Annotated in this window: 16 protein-coding genes; 6 read left to right on the top strand and 10 right to left on the bottom strand. The window is 63.3% G+C overall.

Annotated features, from left to right (window positions below; translation table 11 throughout):
* The first annotated feature begins 84 nt into the window (after positions 1-84).
* Positions 85-348 carry a hypothetical protein gene (locus JQ616_RS37010; protein WP_212023106.1) on the top strand — a complete coding sequence of 88 codons (264 nt, stop codon included), beginning with the start codon at positions 85-87 and terminating at the stop codon, positions 346-348.
* Between the two features lie 162 nt (positions 349-510).
* Here JQ616_RS37010 and JQ616_RS37015 read toward each other — a convergent pair whose 3' ends face one another.
* Complete coding sequence (locus JQ616_RS37015; RefSeq protein WP_212023107.1) at positions 511-885, bottom strand: hypothetical protein; 375 nt, start codon at positions 883-885, stop codon at positions 511-513.
* A gap of 305 nt (positions 886-1,190) precedes the next feature.
* Here JQ616_RS37015 and JQ616_RS37020 point away from each other — a divergent pair, with 305 nt between their 5' ends.
* Positions 1,191-1,742 carry a DUF3617 domain-containing protein gene (locus tag JQ616_RS37020; protein WP_212023108.1) on the top strand — a complete coding sequence of 184 codons (552 nt, stop codon included), beginning with the start codon at positions 1,191-1,193 and terminating at the stop codon, positions 1,740-1,742.
* Positions 1,743-1,953: 211 nt separating this feature from the next.
* Positions 1,954-2,505, top strand: a complete 552-nt coding sequence (locus JQ616_RS37025) for a DUF3617 domain-containing protein (RefSeq protein ID WP_212023109.1) — start codon at positions 1,954-1,956, stop codon at positions 2,503-2,505.
* A 10-nt stretch (positions 2,506-2,515) separates the two neighbouring features.
* Here the strand turns inward: JQ616_RS37025 and JQ616_RS39560 are convergent, their stop codons facing one another.
* A complete protein-coding gene (locus JQ616_RS39560) occupies positions 2,516-3,112 on the bottom strand; it encodes a hypothetical protein (protein WP_249137795.1) in 597 nt (198 codons plus the stop codon).
* Positions 3,113-3,198: 86 nt separating this feature from the next.
* Here JQ616_RS39560 and JQ616_RS37035 point away from each other — a divergent pair, with 86 nt between their 5' ends.
* Positions 3,199-13,590, top strand: a complete 10,392-nt coding sequence (locus JQ616_RS37035) for a DUF5801 repeats-in-toxin domain-containing protein (RefSeq protein WP_212023110.1) — start codon at positions 3,199-3,201, stop codon at positions 13,588-13,590.
* A 62-nt stretch (positions 13,591-13,652) separates the two neighbouring features.
* On the opposite strand, the gene JQ616_RS37040 is transcribed toward JQ616_RS37035, so the two are convergent.
* The 6 genes from JQ616_RS37040 to JQ616_RS37065 form a co-directional block, all read right to left on the bottom strand.
* Complete coding sequence (locus tag JQ616_RS37040; protein ID WP_212023111.1) at positions 13,653-14,678, bottom strand: transglutaminase-like cysteine peptidase; 1,026 nt, start codon at positions 14,676-14,678, stop codon at positions 13,653-13,655.
* Positions 14,679-14,893: 215 nt separating this feature from the next.
* On the bottom strand, positions 14,894-16,141 hold the full coding sequence (locus JQ616_RS37045; RefSeq protein WP_212023112.1) for an HlyD family type I secretion periplasmic adaptor subunit: 1,248 nt from the start codon (positions 16,139-16,141) through the stop codon (positions 14,894-14,896).
* Between the two features lie 12 nt (positions 16,142-16,153).
* Entirely contained in the window at positions 16,154-18,280 is a 2,127-nt protein-coding gene (locus JQ616_RS37050; protein ID WP_212023133.1) for a type I secretion system permease/ATPase, read from the bottom strand.
* 296 nt (positions 18,281-18,576) lie between these two features.
* On the bottom strand, positions 18,577-20,289 hold the full coding sequence (locus tag JQ616_RS37055) for a TolC family outer membrane protein (protein WP_212023113.1): 1,713 nt from the start codon (positions 20,287-20,289) through the stop codon (positions 18,577-18,579).
* Between the two features lie 258 nt (positions 20,290-20,547).
* Positions 20,548-21,003 (bottom strand): hypothetical protein, encoded by a 456-nt coding sequence (locus tag JQ616_RS37060; protein ID WP_212023114.1) that lies wholly within the window; start codon positions 21,001-21,003, stop codon positions 20,548-20,550.
* Between the two features lie 89 nt (positions 21,004-21,092).
* A complete protein-coding gene (locus JQ616_RS37065) occupies positions 21,093-21,629 on the bottom strand; it encodes an NYN domain-containing protein (RefSeq protein WP_212023115.1) in 537 nt (178 codons plus the stop codon).
* A gap of 10 nt (positions 21,630-21,639) precedes the next feature.
* On the opposite strand from JQ616_RS37065, the gene JQ616_RS37070 reads away from it, so the two are divergent.
* Together JQ616_RS37070 and JQ616_RS37075 are read left to right on the top strand one after the other, a co-directional pair.
* On the top strand, positions 21,640-21,987 hold the full coding sequence (locus tag JQ616_RS37070; RefSeq protein ID WP_212023116.1) for a hypothetical protein: 348 nt from the start codon (positions 21,640-21,642) through the stop codon (positions 21,985-21,987).
* Between the two features lie 530 nt (positions 21,988-22,517).
* Positions 22,518-22,811, top strand: coding sequence for a hypothetical protein (locus JQ616_RS37075; protein WP_212023117.1), 294 nt, complete (start codon positions 22,518-22,520; stop codon positions 22,809-22,811).
* A 105-nt stretch (positions 22,812-22,916) separates the two neighbouring features.
* On the opposite strand, the gene JQ616_RS37080 is transcribed toward JQ616_RS37075, so the two are convergent.
* Positions 22,917-24,485, bottom strand: a complete 1,569-nt coding sequence (locus JQ616_RS37080) for a hypothetical protein (RefSeq protein ID WP_212023118.1) — start codon at positions 24,483-24,485, stop codon at positions 22,917-22,919.
* Positions 24,486-24,580: 95 nt separating this feature from the next.
* On the bottom strand, positions 24,581-24,879 hold a 299-nt coding region (locus tag JQ616_RS37085; protein WP_212023119.1), incomplete at its 5' end, for a hypothetical protein.

A 24,879-nucleotide genomic window follows, 5' to 3' on the forward strand; every position in this document is an offset into this window, starting at 1 on the left:
GTCCAGGTGTGGCCGCCGGCACCTTGATCAGGGCCGGTGGATTTGGCACTCTCGCATCGTCACGTCATTCGATCGAGGGGCGTTATGAACAAGTCATTTTCTGTGATCATTGCTGCGGCTGCTTCAATCGTCGTCCTGTCGTCGACGGCGGCGCGATCTGGCGAGGTTTACCCGTTCGGCGATCCGCCATACCGGCTGGACTACATCCAGGAGCCTCAGATCGAATCAGGCTGCTGGAAATGGAATTGGCAGCTCTACCAGTGGCAGGATCACTGCCCGGTCTACGTCTATCCCAAGGCCTATATGTTCTCGCGCTCGTCGCGCGTCGTGCTCCACTCCAAGGGGTGAGGCGCAGCTGCGCTGACCAAAGTGCTTCGCGTCACGCCAATCGACGCGGAGCACGCGCTGAAGCGCGATCGCGCTTCAACTTTCTTGTTTGAACATGATCTCCGCGCAAACGCTTTGCGTTTGTCGCGAGGGAAACCGCTTAGCAGGTTTCCCGATCATGCTTCATGAATGGTCGATGGTGCAGGCGACCTGCTGGTGCTTGCCGAAGTTGAGCAGCGCGTTTTCCCGGAAACCGTCCAGCCAGACGCCGCGGCCAGCATAGCGATAGCCGACGCCCATCGGAACGTGCCGCACATGGATGCCGCCACGACCGGTCATCAGCGAGGCGGTGACCACTTCGCCCTCGACCGACACGGCGCGCGGGCACAGCGGATAGTGATGGCCATTCTCGCAGGTGAAGACGATCTCGGTGCAGGTGCCGACCGGTGCCTTGGTGATCAGGCCGAGATCCGCGGCCGCCGCCGGCCGGGAATTGCCCGACAGCGCTGCGCCCAACGCCAGAATGCCCGCGACCATGTAGCCAATTCGAATACGCATCAGTGCCCCCTCGTCCAGCGATAGGCTAAGTAATTGAGGAAAAATAACTGGCGCTAAATGAGCAAAAAAAGCCTCCGAGGTCAAACCTACGACAGCGGTCAGCACAGGGTTCGGGCGCTGGGTGTTGCAGGTTTGCTGCAGTGGAACGGAATTGAGCTGAACGCTGCCCGGCTGCGACAACGTGCCTTTACTGGCCACAATTGGCCTGCAAGTGGTGGGAGGTATTTGAGTCGTTTCGCAGGGACTGCTTCAGCGCCTGACCGGATCGCATCGCGAACGGCGCCGCGCGAACATCGGGGGTGGGAATGAACTTCCGTGGTGCAATTGCAGGTTCGTTACTGACCTTGATGATGGTCTCGACGTCGGCGCTGACGGCTCAGGCGCAGACGGCATCTCCTCAATCCCCTAACGGCCGGGCCGCGGCAGCGCAGGGCGATCAATCGTTTTCCGGCCCGAGCTTCCGCAAGGGCTTGTGGCGCTTCATCCGAACGCTCGACGTCGTCCGGAGCGCCAACAAGAATTTCAAGTATCGGGTGATGAATGCGGAAACGACGCGCTGCGTCGACCCGACCTTCGCGATGAAGGCGACGTTTTCGCCGGATCCGGTCGGAGGCTGCGTCTCCGACAAGCCTGAAAAGGTCGGAAATCAATACACCTTCGGGCACCGATGCGATTACATGGGCGCGGTCAGCACAGTGATCACCGTGCGCAGTGACGAGGCCTATACCGAGCTGAATGAGGTCAGCACCGGCGAGCATCCGAGGACCGATATGGTCGTCGCGACCAGGATCGGCGACTGCGAGGATGGGGCGGCCGCCAGTCCTGAGAAGTCGGCCGTCGCGCGCTTGCAGCATTAGCCGGAGATCAGGAGCAGCCGGCCCAGGCGTCGGCGTGCTGAAGGCTTGGGTTTTGCGGCCGGTGCCTCGCCTTTGACGGTGAAGATTCGTAGCCAAAAGGGCGAGTGTTTACCTGACCTTAACGCGAAGTGTTCTGAAATGACGTCAGGTTGGCGTGCTTCAAGCCGAAGTCACGCGATGCGCATCGTGCGGCCGATTAAGGATTCAACACATGATATCGCGTGAGGGCTTCGGGCAGTCGAAGGTCTGCGCATGCACGCTTGGCGTCGTGATCGCGCTTGCCGTGTCCTTGTTCGCTTCGCACGGCGCCGCCGCCGAGGAGAGTTTCAACGGGCCCACATTCCGGAAAGGGATGTGGCGTTTCGTGCGGACGATGGAGTTGGTGAACGGGCGGCAGAAGCTGCTCGAGCGCGAGATGACCCGCTGCGTCGACCCGACCCAGGCGATGAAGGCGACCTTCTCGTCGCCGTCGATCGGAAACTGCCATTCCTCGAGGCCGGAGAAGATCAGCAACAAGTACATCTTCTCCAACCGGTGCGACTACATGGGGCCGGTCTCCACCGTCATCACCGTGCTGAGCGATGAGGCCTATACCGAGGTCAACGAAGTCCACGGTCAGGCGCCGCGGATGGACCGGGTGGTCGCTCGCCGAATCAGCGATTGCCATGAGGAAAGGGCGCAGCTTGGCCAGCCCGCCGCTGCAGCACCGAGCGATGTCTCGCGCGACGTGGAGCAGGAAACGGCCGAGGGCGATCCGCTCTGAGACCGCGCCGTCAGATCTTTTGCTGGTTGCCCGGCCCGCTGACCTTGACAGTGATCTTCTGAATTTCGGTACGACCGCCCTGGTACTTGACCTCGATCGTCAGGGCGTCGTCGCCGAGGAATTCCGGTGGCGCCTTGTAGAAGGCGACATAGGCCGGCACCTCGAGCGCCAGGCAGGCCTTGTAATTGGTGGCCTTGGCCTTCGCCGTCTTCACCACGACCTTTCCGGCAGTGGGGGGCGTGACCAGCCTGATGGTCGGCAATGGCCCCGACGTGCAGTCAGGTAATACATTGAGATAGATGCCGATTTGGGTGTCCCGGTTGGCCAGGGTCCGGACCTGGCGTTCGACCGTGGTCGCCGGTGGGACGGGCGTTGGTGTTGGCGCTTGCGCGAATGCCGCGCCGACCATGCCGCAAAATAAAACCGCGGCGCATCCCTGAAGAATCACCCGCATCGGCCACTCCAAAATCGACGGCAACATGAAATTGGGCCGGGCGGCCAGACCGCCTTTCGACCAAGCCGAATCGGCTAAGCCGTTGTTCTTGCAGCCTCGACCTGTTCGATCTTTACCACACTCGCAGGGAAAGCATTGATTAACCAAATACATTTCTTGACCGGGGGGAGGGTTAACAATAGCCTAAAACTAAATTTTTCTACAATTTTTCCTCTAAACGCATTTTTGCGGAGTTGATAATGCAGGGTTCGTTTCAGGTCGCTCAGGCTACCGGCACCGGCAATTCCACCAATTCGGCTCCCGTACGAATTTACAAGCTGACCAAGCCGCTGACCGACCAGGCAGTGGTGGTCAATCTTGGCTACGACCAGAAGGTGAAGGTCGACTTCTCGTCGATCGCCAATGAAAAGATCACGCTGGTTCATATCGGCGAAAAGCTGATCATCCTGTTCGACAACCAGTCGACTGTCACGGTCGAGCCGTTCTTCGACTCCCGCGCGGATGGCCTCAGCAACATCACGATCGAGATGGCGCCCGGGCGCGACGTCTCGGTGCAGGACTTCGCGAGCCTGTTCCCGATCAGCACGGACTCCTCGGTGTTGCCGGCAGCCGACAATGGCGGCAACTCGAACGGCAACGCGCAGGCGAGCGGTGCGAACTTCAGTCCGTTCGCGGTGGATCCGCTGGCCCCGCCGCCTCTCAATACGTTGGCTCCGCAGGAAGAGCTGCCGGGCTTCACCGACACGGCGCCGACCGGCTTCGTGCCGCAGCAGACAACCACGCCTGACGCACCCACCATTTCCCTGGGCACCGCACCGGGCCTGACGGTTGATGAGAGCTTCCTCACGGTTGCGACCAACGGGATCGCCGGCTCGGGACAGCTTCCGGCGGGATCGACCGTCTCGAGCGGGCTCATGCCGTTCTCGATCACTGCGGCCGGCGGCCAGCAGTCACTGACGTTCGCGCTGTCGATCAGCGCGCCGGGAGTGGATTCCGGATTGATCGATTCCCAGACCGGCAATCACGTCTACCTGTTCGTCGAGAACGGCCAGGTTGTCGGCCGGGAAGGTACGAGCGCGGGGACCGCGGCGACCGGTCTGGCCGATTTTACGGTCTCGGTTGATTCCACCGGCCACATCACGCTGACCGATTTGCGCAGCGTGCACGAGAATACGCCCGGCAACTCGAATGAAGGAATATCGCTGGCGTCTGGGTTGATCACCCTGACGGCGACGGTGACCGATAATTTCAACCAGACGGCATCTGCGACCGCCGATGTCGGTTCGCATCTGACGATCCTGGATGACGGTCCGCTCAATCCGACGGTGACGCTGTCTGGGGTGAATGCGGGAGAGCTGCTGACATTCGACGGCGGTCTGGCCGGCGGTAACTTCGTCGGCGTGCAGAACGTACACGACACCAATGCGTCGGCGACGGTCGCGACGGAGAACTTCTCCGGTGCGTTCACGTTCGGCAATTTGGACGCTGCCGGTGCAGACGGCGGTACAACGGCGATCAGCTACACGCTCGATCTGCACCCCGGCGTGGTCGACGGCACCGCCAGCGGGCTCACCCATGCCGGCAGCACGATCTTCCTGTACGACGTCGGCGGTGTGATCACCGGTTCGACCTCGGCCACCGAAGCCGGCATCACCGCCGGCAACACGGTGTTCACGCTGAGCGTCGGCCTCACCACCGGCATCGTGACGCTGACCCAGTTCGAGTCGATCGATCACACGCAGACGGATACTTACAACGGCTCGTACATCAACGACATCAAGTCGCTGGCTGCGAACCTGATCGATCTGAAGGCAAGCGCCGTTACCACCGACAACGATGGCGATACGTCCGCCACGATCTCGGCGGTGCTCGATCTGGGCGGCAGCGTTCAGTTCGGCGACGACGGTCCGAAGGCGCCGACGGTGACGCTCTCGGCATTGAAAACGGGAGAACTGCTGACGTTCGACGGCGGTCTGGCAGGCGGCAATTTCACCGGCACGCAAGATTCGCACGACACCAACCCGTCGGCGACGGTCGCGACCGAGGACTTCTCCGGTGCGTTCACGATCGGCAACACCAACCTGTATGGCGCTGATGGCGCCGGCGCGACGACGGTCAATTACACGCTGGGCTTCCACACCGGCGTGGCCGACGGCGTCGATAGCGGCCTGACCCATGCCGGCAGCACGATCTTCCTGTACGACGTCGGCGGTGTGATCACCGGTTCGACCTCGACGACTGCTGGCGGTATCAATGCCGGCAACACCGCGTTCACGCTCAGCGTGGACCTCACCACCGGCATCGTGACGCTGACGCAGCTGGAGTCGATCGACCACTCGCAGACCGACACCTATAACGGCTCGTATATCAGCGACATCAAGCAGATCGCGGCGAACCTGGTCGATCTGACGGCGAGCGCGTTCACCACGGACAGCGAAGGCGACAAGACCGTGACGGTCTCCGCGTCGGTCGACGTCGGCCATCAGATTCAGTTCGGCGATGACGGCCCGCAGACCCCGACGGTGACGCTGGCGGCGTTCACCGCACCGGTGCTGCTGACGTTCGACGGCGGTCTCGCCGGCGGCAACTTCACCGGCACCCAGGACTCGCATGACACCAATCCGTCGGCGACGGTCGCGACCGAAGACTTCTCCGGTGCGTTCACGATCGGCAACACCAACCTCTATGGTGCCGACGGTCCGGGTGCGACCACGATCAACTATACGCTGGGCTTCCACACCGGCGTGGCCGACGGCGTCGACAGCGGTCTGACCCATGCCGGCAGCACGATCTTCCTGTACGATGTCGGCGGTGTGATCACCGGTTCGACCTCGACGACCGCTGGTGGCATCAACGCCGGCAACACCGCCTTCACGCTCAGCGTGGACCTAACCACCGGCATCGTCACGCTGACCCAGCTGGAGTCGATCGACCACTCGCAGACCGACACCTATAATGGCTCGTATATCAGCGACATTAAGCAGATCGCGGCGAACCTGGTCGATCTGACGGCGAGCGCGTTCACCACCGACAGCGAAGGCGACAAGACGGTTACGGCGTCGGCCTCAGTCGATGTCGGCCATCAGATCCAGTTCGGCGACGACGGTCCGCAGACCCCGACCGTGACGCTGGCGGCGTTCACCGCACCGGTGCTGCTGACGTTCGACGGCGGCCTGGCCGGCGGTAACTTCACCGGTACCCAGGATTCGCATGACACCAATCCGTCGGCGACGGTCGCGACGGAAGACTTCTCCGGTGCGTTCACGATCAGCAACACCAATTTGTACGGTGCTGACGGTGCCGGCGCGACCACGATCAACTACACGCTGGGCTTCCACACCGGTGTGGCCGACGGCGTCGACAGCGGTCTGACCCATGCCGGCAGCACGATCTTCCTGTACGATGTCGGCGGTGTGATCACCGGTTCGACCTCGACGACTGCTGGCGGTATCAACGCCGGCAACACTGCGTTCACGCTCAGCGTGGATCTGACCACCGGCATCGTGACGCTGACCCAGCTGGAGTCGATCGATCATTCGCAGACCGACACCTATAACGGTTCCTACATCAGCGACATCAAGCAGATCGCGGCGAACCTCGTCGATCTGACCGCGAGCGCGTTCACCACCGACAGCGAAGGCGACAAGACGGTCACGGCTTCGGCGTCGGTCGACGTCGGTCATCAGATCGAGTTCGGCGATGACGGCCCGCAGACCCCGACCGTGACGCTTGCGGCGTTCACCGCACCGGTGCTGCTGACGTTCGACGGCGGCTTGCCCGGCGGCAACTTCGTCGGCACCCAGGACTCGCACGACACCAACCCGTCAGCGACGGTCGCAGCCGAAGACTTCTCCGGCGCGTTCACGATCGGCAACACCAATTTGTACGGTGCTGACGGTGCCGGCGCGACCACGATCAACTACACGCTGGGCTTCCACACCGGCGTGGCCGACGGCGTCGACAGCGGCCTGACCCATGCCGGCAGCACGATCTTCCTGTACGACGTCGGCGGTGTGATCACCGGTTCGACCTCGACGACTGCTGGCGGCATCAACGCCGGCAACACCGCGTTTACGCTCAGCGTGGACCTGACCACCGGCATCGTGACACTGACCCAGCTGGAGTCGATCGACCACTCGCAGACCGACATCTACAACGGCGCCTACATCAACGACATCAAGCAGATGGCGGCGAATCTCGTCGACCTGACCGCGAGCGCGTTCACCACGGACAGCGAAGGCGACAAGACCGTCACGGTCTCCGCGTCGATCGACGTCGGTCACCAGATCCAGTTCGGCGATGACGGCCCGCAGGCGCCGACGGTGTCGCCGGGAGCGTTCAACGCACCGGTGCTGTTGACGTTCGACGGCGGCCTGGCCGGCGGCAACTTCACCGGCACCCAGGACTCGCACGACACCAACCCGTCGGCGACGGTCGCAACGGAAGACTTCTCCGGCGCGTTCACGGTCGGCAACACCAGTCTGTACGGAGCGGACGGTCCTGGATCCACGACCATCAGCTACACGCTTGCTCTGCACACCGGCGTCGCCGATGGCAGCTCCAGCGGCCTGACCCATGCCGGCAGCACGATCTTCCTGTACGATGTCGGCGGTGTGATCACCGGTTCGACCTCGACGACTGCTGGCGGCATCAACGCCGGCAACACGGTGTTCACGCTGAGCGTCGGCCTGACCACCGGTATCGTGACGCTGACGCAGCTGGAGTCGATCGACCACTCGCAGACCGACACCTATAACGGTTCGTACATCAACGACATCAAGCAGCTTGCTGGCAACCTGATCGACCTGACGGCGAGCGGGTTCGTCACCGACAGCGAGGGCGACAGGTCGGTCACGGCGACGGCCACGATCGACGTCGGCCACCAGATCCAGTTCGGCGATGATGGCCCGCAGACCCCGACCGTGACGCTGGCCGCGTTCACCGCACCGGTGCTGCTGACGTTCGACGGCGGCTTGGCGGGCGGCAACTTCACCGGCACCCAGGACTCGCACGACACCAACCCGTCGGCGACGGTCGCAACCGAAGACTTCTCCGGCGCGTTCACGATCAGCAACACCAATCTCTACGGCGCCGACGGTGCCGGCGCGACGACGGTCAATTACGCGCTGGGCTTCCACACCGGCGTCGCTGACGGCGTTAGCAGCGGCCTGACCCATGCCGGCAGCACGATCTTCCTGTACGATGTTGGCGGCGTGATCACCGGCTCGACCTCCGCCACCGCGGGCGGCATCAACGCCGGCAACACGGTGTTCACGCTGAGCGTCGGTTTGACCACCGGTATTGTGACGCTGACCCAGCTGGAGTCGATCGACCACTCGCAGACCGACACCTACAACGGTTCGTATATCAACGACATCAAGCAGATCGCGGCGAACCTCGTCGATCTGACCGCGAGCGCGTTCACGACCGACAGCGAAGGCGACAAGACGGTCACGGCTTCGGCCTCCGTTGACGTCGGTCACCAGATCGAGTTCGGCGATGACGGCCCGCAGACCCCGACCGTGACGCTTGCGGCGTTCAGGGCCCCGGTGCTGCTGACGTTCGACGGCGGCCTGGCCGGCGGCAACTTCACCGGCACCCAGGACCCGCACGACACCAATCCGTCCGCGACGGTCGCGACCGAGGATTTCTCCGGCGCGTTCACCATCAGCAATACCAACCTCTATGGTGCTGATGGCGCTGGTGCGACCACGGTCAACTACACGCTGGGCTTCCACACCGGCGTTGCCGACGGCGTTAGCAGCGGCCTGACCCATGCCGGCAGCACGATCTTCCTGTACGACGTCGGCGGTGTGATCACCGGTTCGACCTCGGCCACCGCGGGCGGCATCACCGCCGGCAACACCGTGTTCACGCTGAGCGTCGGTTTGACCACCGGCATCGTGACGCTCACCCAGCTGGAGTCGATCGACCATTCGCAGACCGACACCTACAACGGCGCCTACATCAACGACGTCAAGCAGATCGCTGCGAACCTCGTCGATCTGACCGCGAGCGCGTTCACCACCGACAGCGAGGGCGACAAGACCGTGACGGTCTCGGCGGCGGTCGACGTCGGTCACCAGATCCAGTTCGGCGATGACGGCCCGCAGACCCCGACCGTGACGCTGGCTGCGTTCACGGCGCCGGTGCTGCTGACGTTCGACGGCGGCTTGGCCGGCGGCAATTTCACCGGCACCCAGGACTCGCATGACACCAATCCGTCGGCGACGGTCGCGACCGAGGACTTCTCGGGCGCGTTCACCATCAGCAATACCAACCTCTATGGCGCTGACGGTCCCGGCGCGACCACGATCAACTACTCGCTCGGCCTGCATACCGGCGTGGCCAATGGCAGCGTCAGCGGGCTGACGCATGCCGGCAGCACGATCTACCTGTATTTCGACAGCGTGACCGGCGTGGTCACCGGCTCGACATCGGCCACCCAGGCCGGCATCACCGCCGGCAACACGGCGTTCACGCTCAGTGTCGGCCTCACCACCGGCATCGTGACGCTGACGCAGTTCGAGTCGATCGATCACTCGCAGACCGATACCTACAGCGGTTCGTATATCAACGACATCAAGCAGCTTGCTGCCAACCTGATCGACCTGAAGGCAAGCGCATTTACCACCGACAGCGAAGGCGACAAGACGGTCACGGCCTCGGCCTCGATCGATGTCGGCCACCAGATCCAGTTCGGCGATGACGGCCCGCAGACCCCGACGGTGACGCTGGCCGCGTTCACCGCGCCGGTGCTGCTGACGTTCGACGGCGGCCTGGCCGGCGGCAACTTCACCGGCACCCAGGACTCGCACGACACCAATCCGTCGGCGACGATCGCAACGGAGAACTTCTCCGGCGCGTTCACCATCAGCAACACCAATCTGTACGGCGCCGACGGCGCCGGTGCGACCACGATCAACTACTCGCTCGGTTTGCATTCTGGCGTGGCCAATGGCAGCGCCAGCGGCCTGACGCAGGCCGGCAGCACGATCTTCCTGTATCTCGACAGCGTGACAGGCATCGTGACCGGTTCGACGTCGGCGACGCAGGGCGGCATCAACGCCGGCAATACGGTGTTCACGCTGAGCGTCGGTCTCACCACCGGCATCGTGACACTGACCCAGTTCGAGTCGATCGATCACTCGCAGACCGACACCTACAACGGCTCCTATATCAGCGACATCAAGCAGCTTGCGACCAATCTGATCGACCTGACCGCAAGTGCATTCACGACGGACCATGAAGGCGACAAGACGGTCACGGCCTCGGCCTCGATCGACGTCGGCCACCAGATCCAGTTCGGCGACGATGGTCCGCAGACCCCGACGGTGACGCTCGCGGCGTGGACGGCGCCGGTGCTGCTGACGTTCGACGGCGGCCTGGCCGGCGGCAACTTCACCGGCACCCAGGACTCGCACGACACCAACCCGTCGGCGACGATCGCGACCGAAAACTTCTCCGGTGCGTTCGCCATCAGCAATACCAACCTCTATGGTGCTGATGGTCCCGGTGCGACCACGATCAACTACACGCTTGGCCTCCACTCCGGCGTGGCCAATGGCAGTGCCAGTGGTCTGACGCATGCCGGCAGCACGATCTACCTGTATTTCGACAGCGTGACCGGCGTGGTCACCGGCTCGACGTCGGCCACTCAGGCCGGCATCACCGTCGGCAACACGGCGTTCACGCTGAGCGTCGGTCTCACCACCGGCATCGTGACGCTGACCCAGTTTGAGTCGATCGATCACTCGCAGACCGATACCTACAACGGCTCGTACATCAGCGACATCAAGCAGCTTGCGACGAACCTGATCGACCTGAAGGCAAGCGCGTTCACGACCGACAGCGAAGGTGACAAGACGGTCACGGCCTCGGCCACGATCGACGTTGGGCACCAGATCGAGTTCGGCGATGACGGCCCGAAGACCCCGACGGTGACGCTGGCGGCGTGGACGGCGCCGGTGTTGCTGACGTTCGATGGCGGCCTGGCCGGCGGCAACTTCACCGGCACCCAGGACTCGCACGACACCAACCCGTCGGCGACGATCGCAACGGAGAACTTCTCCGGCGCGTTCACCATCAGCAATACCAACCTCTATGGTGCCGATGGTCCCGGTGCGACCACGATCAACTATACGCTCGCCCTGCACAGCGGCGTGGCCAATGGCAGCGCCAGCGGCCTGACCCATGCCGGCAACACGATCTACCTGTATCTCGACAGCGTGACAGGCATCGTGACCGGCTCGACCTCGGCCACGCAGGCCGGCATCACCGCCGGCAACACGGCGTTCACGCTCAGCGTCGGCCTCACCACGGGCATCGTGACGCTGACGCAGTTTGAGTCGATCGATCATTCGCAGATCGACACCTACAGCGGCTCGTACATCAACGACGTCAAGCAGCTGGCAGCGAACCTGATCGACCTGAAGGCGAGTGCGTTCACCACCGACAGCGAGGGTGACAAGACGGTCACGGCCTCGGCCTCGATCGACGTCGGTCACCAGATATCGTTCGGTGATGATGGCCCGAAGGCACCGACCCTGACGGTGAGTGCCGCGACGGTGGGTGTCGACGAGACGCCTGGCGTTCAGACGGTCAGCGGCGCAAGCGACGTTCTCGGTTCGACCGCGATCACGTTCAACGGTGCGGCGAATACGGTTGCCGGGCTGTTCGCAACCGTGGCCAACGCGGGCACCGATACCGACGTGCCTTCCGCGGTGCTCGACAATGGTGCGCTCAGCTTTGCCTCTACGGGGGCCGCCAGCATCCTGACGGCAGCCGGCGGCAGCTACGGCGCGGATGGCGCGGGAACGACGATCTACGCCCTCAGCGTGCTCAATGCCGCGTCTGGTCTGACCCTGACGGACGGCACGGCGATCACGCTGTCACTTGATGCCAGCGGCCGGATCATCGGTACGGCCGGCGTTGATGCCGCCAATCCCAGCCTGAGCAACAAGGTGGCGTTCGCGATCGCGATCGATCCGGTCACCGGTCAGCTCTATGTGGCGGAATACCTCTCGCTGCATCAGAACGACACGACCAACCCCAACGACGTTCTCACGATGGCGGCGGGCAAGGTCGGCGCGACGGTCACCGTGACCGACTCCGACGGCGATCATGCGACTTCGTCGGCCGACATCAGCACCCACATCAGCTTCCTCGACGACGGCCCGACGCTCGGCGCATTCGTCAACGGGACGCTGCCGAACGAGATCGGGTCGGTGAACGGCACCTTCGCCGTGAACTTCGGCGCCGACGGATTTGGCGGTTTCACGCTCACCGGTCCGGCCATTGCCGGCATCACCTACTCGACGGTGAATTTGACCGATGCCAGCGGTCATGTGATCGGCTCCGAGCTGATCGGGTCGGCCGGCGTCACCCAGGTGTTCGATCTGAAGGTGTACGAGGACGGCACCTACACGTTCGATCTGCTGCATCCCCAAGCGTCGACGACGGTCACCGACAGCCTCACCGGCTTGACCAGCGGACACGTTCCATGGGTCGAACTTGCTGATGGCAGCATCGAGTTCTCTTCGCCAGGCGATGTCAATTCTTCGACGCAAGGCTTTGGCGTCGGGAACAACTTCCTGAACTTCGGCGAAACGTTCAACATGGAGTTCCACGTTCCGGGGACGGGCATCGGGACGAATGACGCACCCAACTCGAACCCACAGTTCGTGGATTTCGTGAACTTCAGCGTCAATTCCGCCAACGTCGGGGACTCGGTGTCCTGGACCGCAACCGACACGGTTCATGGCATCACGCAATCAGGAACAGCGTCCGTGGATGCGACCGGGCATCTGCTGATCGATCCGACGATCGCGTTCAACTCCCTTCAGGTCACGGGAAGCACGGCTGGCGAATCCATTCGCTTAACCGCGGCGGAGATTGGGAAGACGGTTCTTCCGTCCGACCAGAACCTCTCATTCGGGATCGTGGCGACCGACGGCGATGGCGATCATACGACGTCGTCCACCCTGGGCATCCACGTCGTCGCCGGCGATTCCAGCGGCAACTTCACGCTGACGGGCGGCGTAACCGCCGACGTCATCGCGACCAGCTCGCACACCGATACCGTTGTTGGTGGGGGCGGCACTGATATCGTCGACTATCGGGACGACACGACCGGCGTGCAGGTGAACCTGCAGACGGGTACCGGCTTGGGCGGTACGGCCCAGGGTGATACCTATAGCGGGATCGAGGGCATCCTCGGCGGGAGCGGTAACGATACCCTGACCGGTCTCGCCGCCGGCGGTAACTACCTCGACGGTGGTCCCGGTAACGACACCCTGAACGGCGGTGCCGGCAACGACACCTTCGTGTTGCAGTTGAACGGTGGCGGACACGACACCATCAACAACTTCAACGCGCTGTCCGACCAGATCTTCGTCAACCTCGGCGACAATCTGTCGATCGGCCAGGCGTCCACCGTCGCCGCGGCCAATTTCCATACCGGCGACGAGACCAACGCCGCGACGTGGAATGGCGGTACCGGCAAGGAGTTCGTGTTCAATGCCACGACCCATGAGTTGTGGTATTCGGCCAACGGTACCGGCACCGACAAGGTGGACCTTGCTCACGTCAGCACTGGCGTGCCGGCCGCGGCGAACGTGCACGTCTACTGATCGGCCCTGACGCGTTCTGCAAACCCCGTCGAGTTTTCGACGGGGTTTGTTTTTGCGCGCCGCTACATGAGCACGGGCAGGAAGCCCGGGAGCGGGTCTGCGGCTTCGAGCGGCTCGACGCCGGTCCATTCGGCCTCTGCCGCATTGGCGGCCGCGGGAGCGGCATCGAGCTCGTCGCCGAGCGGCAGCCGCTTGGCGTAGGGCGCTGCAAACAGCTGCACGCCGCGCTCGTTGATCGCAAACATCGGCGTGAAATTGCCGAGCTCGCCGTCGTCGATCAGCTCGGAGCGGCGGCTGTCCAGGATCAGCCAGTGGCCGTCGAGGCGCGCCGCCAGCACGGCATGGTCCTGGCGGATGGCGCGATCGCGGCCGAGCACCAGGCGCAGGTCCTCGCGCGAGAAGCCGGCCTCGCTGAGCGCGATGTATTTTGCGATCGCATAGTCCTCGCAGTCACCCTTGCCGGTTGCAAAGGTCGCAAGCGGGGCGCTCCAGCGATCGGCCTCGCCATACTGGGCGAAGTCGCTGACGTAGCGGACCGCCTGGTTGACGGCACGGTTAGCCTCATCCAGCCGGTCGCGTCCGGATTTGGACTTGACCGCGTTGATCAGGCGGAGGAATTGCGCGGCATTGGGCGGGCAGCCGGTCGCGTTCTCGCGGCATTGCACGAGCACGGTCTGCTCCTTTGCCAGGTCGGCTTCGAGGCCGCGCCACTTGCGCCACAGGCTGCTTTCCGGCGCGCGGAAGGTGAACAGGCCGAACGGCTCGGCACCCACAGGCGGAAGCGGCTTCGCCGCGGGCGAGGCGTCGTTCGCGGTATTCGTCGGCGTCAGCGAGGCGGTGCGAAGGGCGTTCGGGCCGCGGCCGCGCTGCCGGTCGAGCTTGGCCAGCACGTCGCTGATGGTGAAGAAGGTGGCCGGCGGGCGGTTCGATGCGGCGTCCGACGCCGGCGCGGGCTCGCCGACTGGGGCGGCAAGGGAGGTGCCAAGGGAGAATTCGTCGGCAGCAAACGCTGGCGGCGCTGTGCAAAGACTTATTGAAAATGCGGCCACGGCGATCAGCGCCGACGAGGCCAACTTCACCGACTTCATAATGACGTCCCCACTGCCGGGGACCGTCAACGTCTGTGCGTCGATCTGCGTCCCCGCTGTTATCGGGACGCAGACTGGCGCCTTGGCCGCTTAAGCGGAGTTAAGTGGAAAGGCCGGGGCCTGGCATTGTCGGAAAGGCGGTCAATCCAGGGTTTGCCGGTTCGTTCGAAGTTGAACGATCAGACGTCAGGATCGGTTAACCACGCGGGCGCCGATCAGCGCTCGCGCAGGGCCTCGTCGCGCAGCAGGCGGGCGGGCTTTATGATGTAGTCCAGCACGGACTTCTCGCCGGTCAGGACCTCGACCGTGGTGATCATTCCTGGAATGATCGGCAGCGGATGCTGCTCGGTGCCGAGATGGTTCTTATCGGTGCGCACCATGACCCGGTAGAACGTCTCCTGACGTTCAGTCTTGTCCTTGTCGTCGACGATGGTGTCGGCGCTGATGCGTTCGACCTTGCCCTTCAAGGATCCATAGACCGAAGAATCATAGGCGCTGATCTTCACCACCGCGTCCTGGTCCGGACGGATGAAGGCGATGTCCTGCGGACGGATCCGTCCCTCGACCAGCAGCGTGTCGTCCAGCGGAACGATGTCCATCAGATTGGCGCCGGGCTGCACGACGGCACCGATGGTGCTGATGTTCAACTTGTTGACGATGCCGTGGACCGGCGCCTTCAGATCGGTGCGGCGCACCCGGTCCTGGGCGGATTTGATGTTCTCGTCGAGCACGGCGAGGTCGGCACGCGATTTGGCCAGATCCTCGTCGGCCTGCGAACGGAACGACGCGGTGATGTTGGTGATCTTCGACTGCGCCTCGGCCAGCTGTCCCTTCATCTCGGTGGCCTGCCGGTCGAGCCGCAGCATCTCGATCTCGGGCACCACCTTCTGCTCATACAGCTTGCGGGTCAGGGTCTGCTCGCGTTCCAGGAGCTTCAGCGAGCCGGTGAGGCGGGTGACCTGCTGGTTGAGCACGTCGATGTCCTGCGCGACCTTCTGGCCCCGCATCTTGAACACGCTGCTCTCGGTCGCGATGGCGGAGGGAACCATCTTGTCGAGATCGTCCGGGAAGGTGATCTCGCTTCGTCCGCGCGCCTCGGCGTCGAGGCGGGCGACGCGCGCCGCCATCGCGGCGCGGCGCTCGCGGATCTCGCCGAATTCGGAGGCGAACTTGGTGTCGTCGATGCGCATCAGGGACTGGCCCTGCTGAACGATATCGCCTTCGCGCACCAGGATATCGCCGACGATGCCGCCTTCGAGCGATTGCACCACCTGCATCTGCCGCGACGGCACGACGCGGCCGCTGCCGCGTTTGACCTCGTCGAGCACAGCGAAGTGCGCCCAGACCACAAACGTCGCCAGCAGCGCGCAGGACGTCCACAGCAGCATGCGTGAGGTGCGGGGCGTGCGGAGCAGCGCCGCGGACCGGATGTCGTTTGCAAAGGCAAAATCGGAAGACGCCATAATATTCGCTCGTTATGCAGATTTCGGCTGGATCGTATTCTCGGGCGACGGCGGCGTCGACGCGGGCTTGCCCTGGAGCAAAGCGAGCACCTTGTCGCGCGGGCCGTCGGCAACCAGGCGGCCATTGTCGAACAGCAGCAGGCGGTCGACCATGTTCAGCAATGACAAGCGGTGGGTCGAAATGATGATGGTCATGCGCTCGTCGCGCAGCCCCTTGAGACGTTCAAGGAATTCCTGCTCGCTGCGAATATCGAAATGCGCTGTCGGCTCGTCGAGGAACAGCACGCGGGGCTTGCGGATCAGGACGCGCGCGAGACCGATGGCCTGCTTCTGGCCGCCCGACAGGCTGCGGCCACCTTCGGAGATCGGCATGTCATAGCCCATCGGGTGGCCGGCGATGAAGCTCTCGACGCCGGAGAGCCGCGCGGCCAGCAGGATTTCCTCGTCGGTCGCCTCCGGTTTGCCGAGCGCGATGTTGTCGCGCAGCTTGCCGTAGAACAGGTCGGTATCCTGCATCGCAAAGCCGATGCCGGCGCGCAGGTCCGAAGGATCGTATTGGCGCGAGTCGACGCCATCGACCATGATGCGGCCTTCCTTCGGCTCGTAGAATCCGAGCAGCAGCCTGCCAACCGTGGTCTTGCCGGATCCGACCCGGCCGATGATGCCGACCCTTTCTCCGCCCTCGATCTTGAAGCTCACTTTCTCGAGCGCGTGGCCCGGCGCGTTGGGATAGGCGAACGTGACGTTCTCGAAGGCGACCTTGCCGTCGTCGATCCGCCTCGCGACATAGGATCGGGTCGGCGAGCGTTCGCGCTCGATCGACATGATGCGGTCGATCGCCTTGAGCGACGACAATGTCTGCGTTCCCTTGGTGATCACAGAGGCGATGCCTGCGATCGGCGCCAGGATGCGGCCGGCCAGCATGTTTGCCGCGACCAGCGCGCCGACGCTCAGCTTGCCGTCGAGGATCAGGAAAATGCCGACGATGACCAGCAGCAGACTCGTGATCTGCTGGGCGGTGCTCGCGCTTGTCAGCGACATCGAGGACCAGAAGTGAACGTCCTCGCCGGATCGAGCGGTCGCCGCGACCGAACGCTCCCACAAGGTCTGCATGCGGGCCTCGGCGCCGGTCGCGCGGACGGTTTCGAGGCTCGACAGCGACTCGACCAGCACGCCGTGCCGGGCGGCGGATTCGGCCTGCAACCGCTTCATCGCGCGGTCGAGCGGGCGCTGCAGCAGGAAGCCGACCAGCATGACGAGCGGCAGCATGATCAGCGGGATCCAGGCCAGCGGCCCGGCGATGATGAACAACACGCCGACAAACAGGATGGCGAACAGCAGGTCGGTGGCCGAGACCACGCTACCGGACGTGAAGAACTCGCGCACCGAGTCGAAGTCGCGGAGCTGATTGGCGATGATGCCGACCGAGGTCGGCCGCTGCGCCATTTTTACGGCCATCACATGCTCGAAGATGTTGGCGGCGAGCACGACGTCGATGGTCTTGCCGGTGACGTCGATCATCCGGCTGCGGACCATGCGGAAGATGAAATCGAAGACGATGCCGAGGCCCATGCCGATCGAGAGCGCGATCAAGGAGGGGATCGCGCCGTTGGGGATGACGCGGTCATAGACGCTCATCGTGAACAGCGGGGTCGCCAGCGCGAGGATGTTGGTCAGGAAGGCCGCGATCGCGATGTGCCCGTAGCTGCGCCAGTGCGCTTTCACCACCGACCAGAACCAGTGGTTCCTGGGGATGTCTCCTGCGGCGAGGGTGCGCGCATCGGCCTGCGCCGCGCTTCGCACCAGAAATGCGTAGCCGGTATAGTCGGTCGCGAGCGAGGCGATGCCGGCGACGCGCGGGGTGTTCGGCGTTTCCGGGTCGACGATCTTGATCGACTTGTTCGCCGGGTCGACGCCGAGCAGGATGAGCGCTGAGCCGTCCTTCATGATGAGGACAGCCGGCAGCACCAGCGCGGGAATGTCTGCGATCTCGCGTTTGACGGCCTCGGTCTCGAGGCCCGCGCGCCGCGCGGCGCGGTCGTAGAGCGAAACCGACAGTCGTCCATCCGTGATCGGAAGTCCGCCGAGCAGCGCTTCGCGGCTCACGGCGCGGCCATGATGAGCCGCGAGATAGGTCAGTGATGCGGTGAGGGGATCATCGCCGAGCGCGCGCGGCCGGCTTGTCGCGGCGGGCGTTGGAGTTGAATCATCTGACGGGGAGCGGCTGGCATTCGCCGCCGCGATGGGGGTTCGAAACAACAACTGAAACCTCGATAACCAAATGGAAATGCAGAAATCGCATTCGAAGATCTGGGTGCAGACTACAACAAACAGCGAACGAAATCAGCGAAACTTGCTTTAAGTATTAATACGGGAATCAAAAGGGCCCCGTTTGGGGCCCTTTCGGAAGTTCCTGATCCCAGTCTTTGCGGCTGCTATTGAGCCGAAGTCGGGAAGGCCGACAGCAGCCAGTGCGGCTTGGTCGACGCATAGGAGCTGGCGTTCGCCGTGACCGACGGGTCCGCGTAAATGACGTTCGGACCGTCAGCGGCATTCTTCTGCTGCTGCATCCATTCCGCGGATCCGGGCACCGAAGCGGTCGTCGTCGAGCCGGTGAAGCGGTCCGCAAAGCCGGTATCCTTCGGCTGAGCCGCCGCATAGCCTTCCCTGTAGCCCTTGGCGGGGCGGGCAGCGGCAGTGGGGGCCGGAACGCCGACGTGCAGCGGCTCGGAGCCGGTCTGCGGCAGGTTCACGCGCAGGGTGGGGAACGAGTAGCGCGGCAGGCCAATCGACAGCATGTCGGTCGGCGCCGCGTCGACCGGCGGCGGAGCCTTCAGATACTCGATCAAGGTGCCCATCGCAGCCAGCAGCTGGTAGTCGGCGAAAACGACGACGCTGCGGGCGGAGGTGAGCGAGACTGACGCGTTGAAGAACTGGTTCTGCGCGTTCAGCAGATCGATCAGCGAACGCTGGCCGAGCTCATATTCCTTCTGGAAGGCCGCGATGGTCTTGCGGTCCGCTTCCAGCTGACGCGTGAGAGCCGAGATACGCGTGGCCGTAATCGTACGGGCATTCCACGCCTTGTCGATCGACTCATAGGCGTCGCGCTGCAAGCGCGCGTGACGCATGGTGGCTTCGGTATAGCGCTCCGCCTTCTCCGACCTGTTCCAGGCATCCGCGCCGCCGCGGAAGATGTCCCACGACATCACCACCTTGCCGCTGTAATCCTCATGGGTCACGGCGGGATTTCCCGGGGCCGTCACGTAAGGGAACGAGTTGTCGTAGTGGGTGGCGCGTCCCTCGAGATAGAATTTCGGGCCGAACGTTCCGTCGGTCGCCTTGAACGCATGCTTGGCGGCGTCGGCATCGGACTGGGCCGCGGCGATCGTCGAATTGAAGCGCAGCGTGGTCGCGAGCGCTTCGTCGCGGCTGTGCGGCAATCCACTGAGAGGGGCGGGGAAGCGGACGTTGATCGGCTCGAGCCCAACGACCTTGCGGTACTTCGCCCGCGCATCGTCGAGGCTGCGCTGGAATTCCGCGAGCGCCGCACGGGCGGCCTCGACGCGTTCGCGCGCCTGCTCAAGGTCGCCTTCGCCGGCCCGGCCGCCGGAGAAGCGGGAGTTCACGTTTGCAAAGATCTTCTCGTGATTGGCGACGTTCTGCTGGGCAAGGCTCACCAGCCGGATGTAGCGCACGACGTCCATGTAGCCTTCGGCGGCGTCGAGGGCGAGCAGCTCGGTTCTTTCCTTGACGCGCGAGGCCGCCGCATTGACGCGCGCGGTCTGGCGCCAGACGTCATAGATCGACGAGAAGCCGTCCCACAGCAGCTGGCGCACGACCACCGATTCCTGGCTGCCGTTGCGCCACGGGCCTGAACCGACGGTCGGCGTCTGCACGGTGTTGATGACGCCGGGCGGCTGGTCGAATTTCTCCGGACCGTAGCTGGCGTCGACGCGCACCTGCGGCAGCAACGTGCTTTGGGTTTGCCTGAGTTCGCTTTCCGTCGCGCGCCGGTTTGCTGAAGCCTCACCCACGCCCGGGTTGGTCAACATCGCCTGGCGCAACGCGTCATTGATCGAGAAAACCTCGGCACATGCTGGCGTTGCCGCCAGGCAGAGGCACGCAATTACCGTGTATGCCGATCTCATAATTTCCGCCCCTACTCACAAAAATATTAGGTAAGAATCTGCGGAAGGCTAACAGCGGACAGTTCCACAACCTATGACATTTCAGCCACACAGCGGCCCTAAGTGACGGGGAGCGGTCTCGCGCGAGTGGCCGGAGGTATTAAGATTTTTATTAAAATTCAACGGTTTGGGTGCCGCTGGGTGATCGATCCGGCTGATGCCGGGCAGCAACACCGGCGACCGGAACAGTTAAGGCCGTCTTAACGCCGGGACCTGCGCCTACTGCTCGCGACAGGTCGCGAGATAGGTTGCAACGAAGGGCATGGCCTTCGAGTCGGACGAGGGACCCCCGAGGCGGCTCGTCAGTTTGTAGAGCGTCTTGCTGCCAAAATAGAACCGGAAGATCTCGGCTGTGGACTCGTCCACGCGGGTTGCGAAGATCGATGCCGCGGTTCGATGGGCGGCGGCAAAGACATAGGTCGTGAGCTTGGCTGGCTTGCCTTCCGCCGCGACCGACGTTCCCCAGGTGACCGTGAAAGTTTCGCCATCGATCACGACGGCAGGCCGGACCGTCGCCAGATCGTCCTCCGTCCACTGAACATCGTTGCCCTTGCCCGAGGTGCCGGGCTCGACCCGTTTGCCCTGCGGCGCGTCACAGGTAAATCGGGAAGGTTCAGCTATCGCTGCGCTTGCTGTTGCCAAGAACAACAACAGACAGCCGACCATCCGCCACATGGGCTCCCCCTCTGCAATTGCGTGATCATACTGATGTCTCCGACTGGTCCGCGCAACTCGGCGATCTACGGACACGTCGGCCGGAGGCCTCACTCCGGCGCAATCGGATGCGGCGGGCGCTCGATCGATGTTCTGAGGCTCTCGAGTTCGACGAAGGCATCGGCGTGCCTGCGAAGTTCGTCGGCGATCATGGGAGGTTTGGTTCGAATGCTGGAAATGACGGTGACGCGCACGCCCATCCGCCGGACAGCTTCGACAACGGCGCGCAAGTCACCATCGCCGGAGAACAGGAACGCCTGGTCGATGCGCGGTGCGATTTCGAGTGCGTCGACCGCGAGCTCGATGCCGATGCTGCGCTTGATGCGCCGCCGTCCATCGCCATCCTCATGTTGCTTGGCCGACTTTCGCCTGACCGCATATCCATTGTAGTCGAGCCAATCCACCAGCGGCCGAAGGCTGCTGAACTCGTCGTCGTCCCTCACGACCGTGTAGAAATAGGCACGGACGATCTGCCCGTGCTTGCCGAACTCCGTGAGCAAGCGCCGGAAGTCGACTTCGAAGCCGAGGTTCTTGACCGTGGTGTGCAGATTCGCACCATCGATGAAGAGTGCAATACGATCGGTCATCTGAAGCCCCATGACGCCGGATCAGTCGCGGTACGCTTTGGTTCTGGAAATTCCACGGCGCTTGGTGGCGCCCTCATTGAAATGCCTGATCCTAGAGCAAGGAGTCGGCGGGGATGAAGCGGAAAGTTCCGCCAGCGCGTTGGGAGTATCTCATCCAGCGCATGCCGATCCGGTCGCGGTCGCGGTGAGGCGAGCCTTCGACCGCAAGCGAAACGCTCGCTGGTTGAAGGAGATGGTTGTCGTCGCCGAAAGAAAACGCCGCTATCGCCGCATGGTGCGGCGCTACGCCGACGTCTTGCCGCTGCGCAAGGTTGCTATTGCTTGCGCAGCTGGAATGCATTTACCATCAACCAGCTGACGCGCCGTACGGTACCCGGCGATATTTGAGACGATCACCTGATTTTTGCGGATTTCTTTTTTGAAGCCCGGATTTTTTTGTCGCAAGCGAGAGGACGGTTCTGCGTCCCTGACTGCACAAACAGTTTGCTGTTGCTTGCAGGCGTGACCGAAGGAGGTACGTCGATCGGGTTAGCTTGCCGCCGGATCCGTGATCAGCGAGAGGCCGAGGGAGAGGCCTGGTCAAAGCGCGCCAGATGCCTGGTTGTCCTTTCGCTCTGCATCCTGCTGTCCTGTTGCGGCGCTGCGCGCCAGGCCATCGAAAAGGAGGCGGGAGCGGCAGCGGACCCGACAACGGAGACGGCAACAGCGGGGACTGCAACAGCGGTCACCGAGCCGACACCAGCAGCGACGACGACACCGGCACCGCCCCCGGAGGTGACAACGACACCGTCACCAGCGGCGGAAACGGTCAATCTGAGCGGCGCACTCGTGGAATGCCGGAACGCCTTTCCGGACCAGATTGCGCAAGCGGTGGCGAGGGCGGCTTGCGTGATCAAGGCAACCGAACCGGTACGGCCCCTGTTGCCGTTTCCCGACTTGCTCGATCGGGAGAACGCCCTGCGCAAGACGCTGGCAGAGCAGGTTCAGGCAAGAACAATCTCTCTGCTCGAGCGAAACATTCAGATCCAGAAGCTCCATTCGCAGCTGCTCGACGAAGAGCACAGCAGACTGCAGGCCGCGCCGGCGGACGCGAGCAAGCCGCCGCTGGCGGTCACGCAGTGGCGGCAATCCAACGGGGAGAGTTGCGGGCGGCTCGGAGGGGATTCCGGGACCTGTTACTGAGAAGAGGCCCTTCCTGTGACGTGGCTCGCGCTACCCATCGCTATCATCGAAACAGAATGGGAAGGAGAGATTCGCTGTTTCCGTGAGGCCGACGCTTCGGTGATCCTAATGCAACGCGACAGATCGATCCTTGGCCTGCTTGATTCCACCGGCAAGCGCCTTTGCGTATAGCTCGCGCGCCTTTGTCACGTCGCCGAGTGTTCCATAGGTCTTCCAGGTGGAAAGAACGAGGGGATCATAAGTCTCCGCAAGCATAAAGCTCGCCTGTGCACTGCTCCTCCCGACGGCGTGTTCGAGCACGATCCGTGCGGCACTGATATCCCCCTGGACGAGCAGAGCACTGGCGCGCGCTAGCAGCCTGGCAACTTCCGGATCGCCTTGCGCCTCAGCGATCGTTGGCTGCTCTTTCGCAGCTACCTCCACGGCTTGAGTGAGCTTGGGTTCGCGGCCCGGTGCCGACGCTTGGGCCGTGTCGTGCTCCTGCTTGAGAGACTGTCGCAGCTCTGTCGTCGCGCTCTTGGCGGCCTTCTTTGCCTGCACCGCTTCGTCACCGGCCTTGCTTGACAGCGCCAGCTGGGTCTCGATGTCCCGCCGTGCCCTCGCAAGCTCGTGAGTCAGCGCCTCGGCCCTGTCGTGTTCCGTCTTCAAAGACTGTTGCAGCTCCGCGATGGCGCTCTCGGCGGCCTTCTTCGCCTGCACCGTCTCGTTACCTGCCTTGCTTGACAGCGCTAGTTGGGTCTCGAGGTCGCGCCGCGCTGTCGCAAGCTCGCCAGTCAGCGTCTCGGCCCGCTCGTGCTCCTTCCGCAGAGATCGTCGTAGCTCCGCCATATCGCTCTCCGCGGCCTGACCGAGCTGCGTCGCCTGATCGCGCGCCTTGTTCGCCTGCGCTGCCTGCATCTCAATGGTCTGCTGTGCGCTCGCCAGTTTATTTGCCAAGGCCTCTGCGCGGCGCCGTTCTTTTTCAGCAGACTGTTGCTCTTCCGGCTGCATTGCCGCGGCAGCTTGTTTGCCCTGCGCACTATCCCGCGACGCCTGCACGATCGCCCGGTCGGCTTGCTGATGAAGCGCCGGATCTCCCGCCGATGAATCTGCCTTTTGCTGGTCTTGGCTTGGGACCTGGGTCTCCTTCTTGACCGCCCCCACGCCAGCTGTGACAGGCCCGACGTTTTCCTGCTCACCAATGTATCGGGCCACTCGGGCGGAGAGTTCAGCGTGGAAATACCAGCCAATGAGCGACGCCCCGACCATCGCTGCGGCGATCGAGAAGATGGCGCGCCGCGCGGTCCGTCCGCGCTCCTGCTTGCTCTGCTTGGCCCGCGCTTCAACCAGGACGTCAGTGACCGGGTCCGCGTTCGTCACCAGACGAGTCAATTCCGCTACCCTCGCGCGCTCGGCGAGGCCCGAGGGGAAACAAAAGGAGCGGGGCCCTGGCGACGCCGGAGGAGCGATCGATCCACTTTGCTTTGGCGGAATAAACTCATCCTGCAGAATAAATTCATCACCTTCCTCTGGAAGGTGCATTGTTTGCCAATGCGTCGGCGTGATCTCGCTTGGCGCGCCATTTTTCCTAACCCACCCACGCCCCTCGGCCGACCATTGAGCAGATTCGAAGCGTCCGCTTACGTCATCCTCAAGAATGACGAACGTTCCATCCTTTGGAGCGGTGTCGATCACGCGGCGCATGCAAAAGACGCCTATTCGATGCGGTTATCCGAATTTCAAAAAGGACTTCGCCAATGCACAGATTCTACTCCACCCCACCAAAGCCCTCAAGAAAAAGTCATTTTGGTCTTTGGCGGTAGTCCGATTGCAGGACGGCGGGCACCTCCTGGGCTGCGCGCGATCAGGAGAACGCCCTGCGCAAGAACCTGGCAGAGCACGTTCAGGCAAGAACAATCTCTCTGCTCGAGCGAAACATTCAGATCCAGAAGCTCCATTCGCAGCTGCTCGACGAAGAGCACAGCAGACTGCCGGCCGCGCCGGCGGACGCGAGCAAGCCGCCGCTGGCGGTCACGCAGTGGCGGCAATCCAACGGGGAGAGTTGCGGGCGGCTCGGAGGGGATTCCGG

The organism is Bradyrhizobium tropiciagri, from assembly GCF_018130545.1.
In the GTDB taxonomy this organism is placed as follows: domain Bacteria; phylum Pseudomonadota; class Alphaproteobacteria; order Rhizobiales; family Xanthobacteraceae; genus Bradyrhizobium; species Bradyrhizobium tropiciagri_A.